At 49.6% G+C, this 7,812-nt stretch carries 3 protein-coding genes; all 3 read right to left on the bottom strand.

Translation table 11 applies throughout. The annotated features are described in order from the left end of the window. A partial coding sequence (locus NOM67_RS21745) for a contractile injection system tape measure protein (protein ID WP_370689166.1) occupies positions 1-1,574 on the bottom strand: 1,574 nt, incomplete at its 3' end. Positions 1,575-1,628: 54 nt separating this feature from the next. Continuing rightward, the gene (locus NOM67_RS11650) at positions 1,629-4,694 is read right to left on the bottom strand and encodes a hypothetical protein (protein ID WP_255937186.1); all 3,066 of its coding nucleotides are present in this window, start codon (positions 4,692-4,694) and stop codon (positions 1,629-1,631) included. A gap of 282 nt (positions 4,695-4,976) precedes the next feature. Beyond that, entirely contained in the window at positions 4,977-7,796 is a 2,820-nt protein-coding gene (locus tag NOM67_RS11645; RefSeq protein WP_255937185.1) for a hypothetical protein, read from the bottom strand. Between the last annotated feature and the right edge of the window lie 16 nt (positions 7,797-7,812).

Raw genomic sequence — 7,812 nt, 5'->3', positions numbered from 1 at the left:
ACCACGTCAGCGGGATAGGCGCTCCCCCCTTCGCCTGCCCATCGCTCACCCGCCAACGAGGGCGAGGCCGATAAGGCGCCCCCTCGCTGCGCCGCCATCCATGGTGCAGACACCGCGTCAGCGGGATAGGCGCTCCCCCCTTCGCCTGCCCATCGCTCACCCGCCAACGAGGGCGAGGCCGATAAGGCGCCACTTCGCTGCGCCGCCATCCATGGTGCAGACACCACGTCAGCGGGATAGGCGCTCCCCCCTTCGCCTGCCCATCGCTCACCCGCCAACGAGGGCGAGGCCGATAAGGCGTCCCCTCGCAGGGCTGCCATCCTTGGCACGGGCACCGCGTCTGCGGGATAGGCGCTCCCCCCTTCGCCTGCCCATCGCCCACCCGCCAACGAGGGCGAGGTCGATAAGGCGCCCCCTCGCTGCGCTGCCATCCGTGGTGCGGGCGCCGTGTCAGCGGGATAGACGCTTGTGCCCTCACCAACCCATCGTTCACCCGTCAGCGAAGCTGCCGGCGAGGGCGATAAGGCCCCACCTAGCCACTCGCCCTCCCATGCACTGGGCTCGGCATCACTGCGGCGATCATCGTCTGCCACTGCCAGCCATCCGGGTTGAAGCAGGTCATCCTTTTGCTCCGCCCGGTGCCCAATCCTTGTGCTCATCGGCATCGGCCCGACAACGGTCGGACAAGGCTGCTCATCCTGCCGCCCTTGGGCGGCAGGCCGCTGCGACCCTGTATGACCGCCAGCCAAAGCGCTACTCGCAGGTCCTCTCCCTCCTTGCTTAGCGAGATAGTGGCGCAGCTCGGGCAGTGCGCAGAGGTGAGCGAGCCAGTGTGCAAGCTCCGGTGCCCCCCCCCCCTCCCCCAATGCCGCGGCCGGTGTCACTAACAGCGGCAACAGCTGCTGATCGTGCGAACCGGCCCGCGGGGACGGCGTCAAGCGCCACTCTGCAGGCAGCCCCGGCAGGGTTTGCGATGGATGGCGTTGAAAATAGCGCAGCGCACTTAGCCACAAGCTATCGCGCGTCAAGGGGGCGCTCACGGGCAGATCCGCCAGTTGCTGGCACAGATACCGACACGTCTCGGCTTGCAACTGTTCACCCAGCGAGCGCCCCTCCCCCGTCAGCAGATAACTGGCCAATACCGGCCACCAATGGGAGGGGCCATTCAGCAGCTGGCGGCGCAACCAGCACTCGAGCTGCGCCGCCCCGCCACGGCGGGCTTGGCGTAACCGCTGCCAGCTGCCTTCCCGTGACTCCCACTGCCCTTGCCCCACCTGGGCAGTCAGGTGCTGGCGCAGTACCTGCTCCAGCGCCCCCTCCAGCCGACTGACAAAGGGGGCCTCGAAGGTGGCTGCCGGCAGTGTCCCCAGCGCCACGACCAGCGGAGTATCCAGCCGCAGCGTGAGCCCCTCCGGCATAACCCGCTGCAAGACGGAGGTTAATAGCCCTTGCAGCTCGCGATAAAAAAGCCGGCTACCGCGCTCCATCACCTCTTCGGCTTGTTCATGGCCAACCGCAAGTGATAGCGTCAATTTGGCAAGATGATATACAGCCAATAGTTCCCCTTCATGCATAACGCAATGTAATACTACTCACGTCGATTTAGAATTGTGAATCCTTCAATATATTTATTTTGTTAGCACCCCTGTAGCATTACCATTAACTCGTGTGTTTAAACTCGCCTTAATGGCGGCTTCATGCACATCTGTAATTAGTGTACTAATGTCATTTGACATAGATGCGCGATTGACATCAAAAAGTGGATGGTAATCCACACAAAATTCGACTAATTCCCTAGCGTGAGTTACATTCAGATATAAGGCAACCTCATTAAGATAATTTGTAAGTAAACACACGCGAGAAATTGCAAAGTGGCTTCCAGCATATGCTTCCGATATAGACATTGAATATGATGTAATACGACGCGCCCCCTCATTATGATTAGATAACCCATCTGATAACAATGTCATGACAAATATTTGCGGGGTATATTGATAACCATTGGTGGTATTAGATGATCTAACTAATGCGCGGACACGAAACTTTACATAAGCAGCGACTTCATTTTGAGCGATTGAGCACAGATATATATACCCTTCTTGAGGAAGGCGTTCATTCCTATAGGATAAACGGCGAAATCCACTGACTCCCAATTGACTGCTACCGTTGATTTGCAAGGTCGTATCATGTGCAATATTCAGCTTATTATTCGCCGCAATCAATCCGTTCCCGGTATTAATCCCCACCCCATTGCCATCGACCAGCAGCCCTTTAGCCAGATTAGGCTTGACCCTCACCCCATCGCTTGCCAACTCGATGCCGGGATTGCTGGCAGAGAGCGCCAGCTTGAGTGCATTACCATCAAATCTGAGACCATGCTGCGTAGCCGTATTGATGCCGACCCCCGCCGCCTCAACCAGCAGCCCTTTAGCCAGATTCGGCTTGACCTTCACCCCATCGCTGGCCAACTCGATGCCGGGATTGCTGGCCGACAGTGACAGTTTGAGTTGATTGGCATCGAGCTTGAGGCCATATTGCGCCGCCGTATTAATACCGACACCGCTATTATCCATCCCCAATCCGCCATTGACCTTGGGTTTGAACTTAAGCCCGTCGCTGGTCTGCTCCAACCCTGAATTCGTCGTGGCCGGCAGCACTCTATTTGCCTGCACATAGCTCTCTGTGGCGATATTGCTGGGATTGGAGCCATCGTTATTACATATCTGGGGTAGAATATTACCCAGCCCCTTAAACCACAGCATCCCAGTGCCACGCTTTTTAGCGATGCGATAGCCACCGTAAAAATTAATCCCGAAATCATCACTAAACGTGAGATTGCCATTAGCAATCGTACTGTCACCGGACTTGCTCACATAGTTAGGAACAACCCCCAGCTGATTGCTGTTATTTACACGCAGGGTATTATCAATATTAAGCGTTAACCCACCACTATATTCACTCGCAGACAAGCCGCTATTGGCCCCACATTTGATTGAAATACCCTCTTTATCAAGCCACATGCCATTACCGGGATTGATTGATAGCCCATTATCCGAAAGAAACAGCCCACCGCTTGCCCCCTCGGTCGTGCCATTCTCGCCATGAGAATCACCACCATTGGTATGCTCACCTTTTGCCAGTTTGATATTGATTTGGTTATTCTTGGCAATCAGGCCCTTGCCCGGATTCACAGCAACCCCTTGCCCATCCAGCGTCATCCCTTTGCCTGGGTTGACCAGGACACCGACACCACCGCTGTCCACCTTTATTCCGGCTGCACTGTTGGGTTTGACCTTGACCCCGTCTGCCCCCACCTCCAGCCCGGGGGTTGAGCTTGCCACCGCCAGCTTGAGCGCATTTTCCTCCAGCTTGAGGCCATGTTGCGGAGCCGTGTTGATACCTACCCCTTGCGGCTCAACCACCACGCCCTTGGCGGTATTGGCCACCACCGCAACGCCGTTACTATCGACCGCGACCCCCTTGGCCCCATTGGCTACCACACCGATGCCGTTCGCATCCACCTTGACCCCGGCGCCACTATGGGGTTTGATCTTGACCCCATCAGACTCCACCATCACACCGGGGTTATTGGCAGAGATCGCCAGCTTGAGCGCATTGCTCTCTAACTTGAGGCCATGTTGTGGAGCTGTGTTGATACCAATCCCACTGACATCGACCATCATCCCTTTGGCGGCATTCGCCACCACCCCGACGCCATTGCTATCAACCTTGATACCAGAAGCTTGATTGGGCACTACCCATAAGCCGTTTTCATTTACATCCAACCCCCAATTTGGATAAGGCTTGATGGAAACACCATATGCGTCAATTTGCATACCCCGCCCGGCATCCACCGCCAGCCCGTCAGCAGTAATGCTCAATCCACCATGGTTACCACTGGTACTCCCATTGATGCCCTGCCCACCTCCGCTATTGCTAGTAGCGGTACCTTTAGCCAACTTGAGTGAAAGCTGGTTATTGGCAAAGGCAAGACCATTACCCGGGTTGATGGCAAGCCCCTGCCCATCGACCGCCATCCCCTTGCTACGGTTCACCACCACCCCGATACCACTCTCATTGACCGTGAGCCCAGCAGACGGGTTGTGCTTGACCCTGACCCCATCGTCACCTAACTCGATGCCAGGATGACTGGCGCAGAGCGCCAGCTTGAGCGAATTGTCCTCCAGCTTGAGGCCATGTCGCGAAGCCGTATTGATACCCACACCCGCCGCCTCGACCATCACGCCTTTGGCCTGATTAGGCTTGACCTTCACCCCATCGCTGCCCAACTCGATGCCGGGATTGCTGGCCGACACTGACAGCTTGAGATGATTGGCATCGAGCTTGAGACCATGTTGTGCAGCGGTACGGATACCAATCCCGTCAGCATCCACCTGCAGCCCTTTGGTCTCGTTGACCACGACCCCCATGCCAGTGGGTACAACCTGCATCCCCTTGCCCGGGTCCAACTTGACAGCCAACTGCCCACTCTCTTGCACCTGCAGGCCAGAGGATGGGTTGGGGGTCTGCTCTGGGTGCATTCCCAATGCCCGGCGCCCATATTCAGCAACATCAATCAGATTTTCAAAATCCGCAGCCAGAGGAATACTGCGCGCCTGGAATCGCTCCTTAAGCTCATCAGTAGTAGGGGAGGTAACGGAGAAAGTGATATCTTCATATTCATTTTTATTCATTCTGTTTCCCTTATTATCTGCACACAGGAATTCATCTCTACTAACAATAATGACACTCTTAACTCATATAATCAGGCATGCTGATATATGTCATATAAGTGATACTAGAGATTCTTGATAATAAATATTGGTATGAAAAAATTGCAGGAATTAATTTAATATAAATTAATAACCAGGATAGGAATATAAACGCATGGATTTTTATTAAAAGAACGAGCTATTCAAACCTTCTACTCTTGGCTCTGTTACGCATCACATCTACCATACGTGACAGCAATGCGGTTATGACTTATTTATATCCTCCTTATCAGCAAGCGAGGGAACATAAAAAAGTTCCTCATTAGTAATCAGATCGCTATTCCACTCGTTACCATCGGCCCCCACTACCCACTCTTTCTGTTGAGAAGTCGCAATATGCATAGACCCTATCCCTTCAAGCGCATCAGGGAGCTGACCCAACGCAAGGTGTTTCATGAGATCGTATGATCTATCACCCAATATTGCTTTATTACTTTGCCATTCACTATAGGTCTTCGCAAACTGCGAAAACTCATTCTTGGGCTTCCAATGCAATAACATTCCTAGATGGGATGGTATCTCAGCCAAAATAACTTCCCGAACCCATGATTCAGTGGCGTATGGTTCAGAGGATGAGTTAACCAGTAAATCCTGATTAAACACAGCACTGACCATAAATGAAAATCGATCTTTAGTAGAATAAGATGAAGGTAAATACCATACATATGACGATGCATATTGATCGGATGGCAATGATTTCTTACTACTTACAACCAACGTATTGGCAATCCGGTCAACACTAACTACAGTGAGTTGTTGTTGAACATCACCATGATAAGCAACATGTCCTGAGTGTGCTCCAATACGGTACTCTAATAGCAACTCATCTGCGGCCTCAAGCATGACCGGGAATGAACCACATGTCAGTCTTTTCTGTCCTTCCACTAAACCAGACTGATCTGCTGCATAAACAAGTCGATAATTCATCTCTTCAAGCCAAACATCACTATTAAGCCAAGCGAGCGAATCTGGTGTTGATGACAATATTTCATCAAGATTTCGCTTCAGAGAAGCACTGGCGGAAATCGTAAATGAAAAACTATTTTTGTTATAATCAACCGCCGTAACGACCTGAGATCGGATGACAAATGAATTGCTCCCTTCGAAATCTATAATAAGATCTAGCACCATTCCAACTTTTAAATGAATGACATCTAGAGTAGCAATTTCTAGACATTCTTGCCCATCAATAGTTTCTATATAAACACGATTTATAGACTGAGGAGATACATACTTTTCATTTGGTTGTTTAGGTAATAGTGCTCGATGTTCCACTAAGTAAAAGGGTAAATTGTCTAATGACACGTTATCATAAAAAATTGCAGAACCACCCAATCCGAGCCGAGCAGCAATACGGCGTTGCAGTGACGATACTTTCCCATATGTAGAATTTGCTCGGTGATAAACTAATTCAGCCTGTCGAGATAAATAACCTTGTTGTGATGCTAAAAATGATGCCGGTGGCTGACTAAATACATCAGGTGCAAGCTGAGCATTAAAATAACCTAACATGAACTCTGTGATCGCGAGAGCCTTTGAACGATCAAATTGGCTCTTCGTCAGTAGATTTTTCAAGTCTTCACGATAATCACTATGTACCTCATCACTGATACTCTTATTAGCAAAAGGCCACTCTCTCCCCCAAACGAGATCTCCCTGTTGCTTAAATGAAAGTAAGGTAGGTAACATTGCTAACTGTTGACAATTGTCAGCCAACATTTGTTCAAACATCAGCATAAACTGGTGTAGATGCTCTTGCTGCAAAGTTGCTGCAGGTACCATCAACTCATAGCATGGTGGAATCAGGTTTGATACTGGATATACCCGACCGGGGTCACGCCATTGGCCATATTGCAATACATCTGGTTGGTTATACATAATGGCAGATGGTTTAAGCTCTTTTTTGATCTCATCAATACCAGCGGTAAAGAGAATATCGCCTTTCGCTAATAGCTGGACTGTTATTCCATCAGCCAATTTTTCCAGCGGATTAGCACCCCATAAACGAGGATAATATCCACAATGACTAGCTTCCCACTGCCATGAGTTTTTTAAACCAGACTCGGTGCTGAGATGACGAACCCCTTTAATCCCCTCAATATCAAGTAAACAACTAACCAAGCCGCTCAAGTTAACCTTTTGTGGTTTTAGCATGTCTATTTCAGGTGGGAGATTAGGGATCCAACCATGTTGTAAAAATGGACCTTGATATATATCTTCGCTTCTCAAACCATCAGCAAACAATTGAGCGGTAGTTTTTCTAATTACCTGTGGAGATATATAATCTTGAACAACACGATATATATTAGCAAGAATCGCAGCTACGTTACTATGTGTCCCGACATCATCTTCAAGATCAACAACAATTTGAGGATATATGTCTTCAGGTTGAAACCAGATAATATCACTAACTGCCTCACCAAGATTTCTATTCTGTGATAAAAAATCATCTAATGCTTTTTTCGCGACAGAAGGATTTTTTTCAGCCTCAGGGGAGGGAATGACATATAAATGATAGTTCCCCAACAAAGTAATTTTTTCCTTTACAACGTCAGGATCATCTGAGCCGATGAAGTGAAACTCTCTCCTTTCTACATCATACCAGTATTGATATTGACTTGATTCAGGCTCTTTATCCATGAAAACATTTGTAAAAAAGAAATAACCATCGGAGCTATGAGTGCTATGCAAATCAAGAATGGCACGGCGATAGTCATCTCTAGTCACGGGACCACAGGTCAATGCTTGTTCCGGACCAAATTCAACAGGAAACAATCCTTCACCAGATATCTGCTTATCTGGGCAAGGAGTAAGTAAATCGATCAATGATCTTGTATGTCGGTACGCTATATCAGATACACCATATGAAATCGCTTCTAGTAAGGTAATGCCAGGATCGTGAGTAGCCGTATCAGTCCAAATTTTACCGGTATAGCGACTTAGCATTTCCCGCGCATTAGTCATAAGGGTATTAGCATCAATATGGTTTTTTAGCTGGGAAAACAATTGGTTTAAACTAGTCATATTGTGACCTCATTTC

This window comes from Aeromonas sp. SG16 (assembly GCF_024436135.1).
Lineage (GTDB): Bacteria > Pseudomonadota > Gammaproteobacteria > Enterobacterales > Aeromonadaceae > Aeromonas > Aeromonas jandaei.
Note: the sequence above shows the minus strand (reverse complement) of the source record. Positions and strands in the feature narration are given on the sequence as shown.

Coding starts and splice junctions, on each gene's coding strand:
- NOM67_RS11650 (WP_255937186.1), bottom strand. CDS start 4,694: ATGAATAAAAATGAATATGAAGATATCACTTTCTCCGTTACCTCCCCT.
- NOM67_RS11645 (WP_255937185.1), bottom strand. CDS start 7,796: ATGACTAGTTTAAACCAATTGTTTTCCCAGCTAAAAAACCATATTGAT.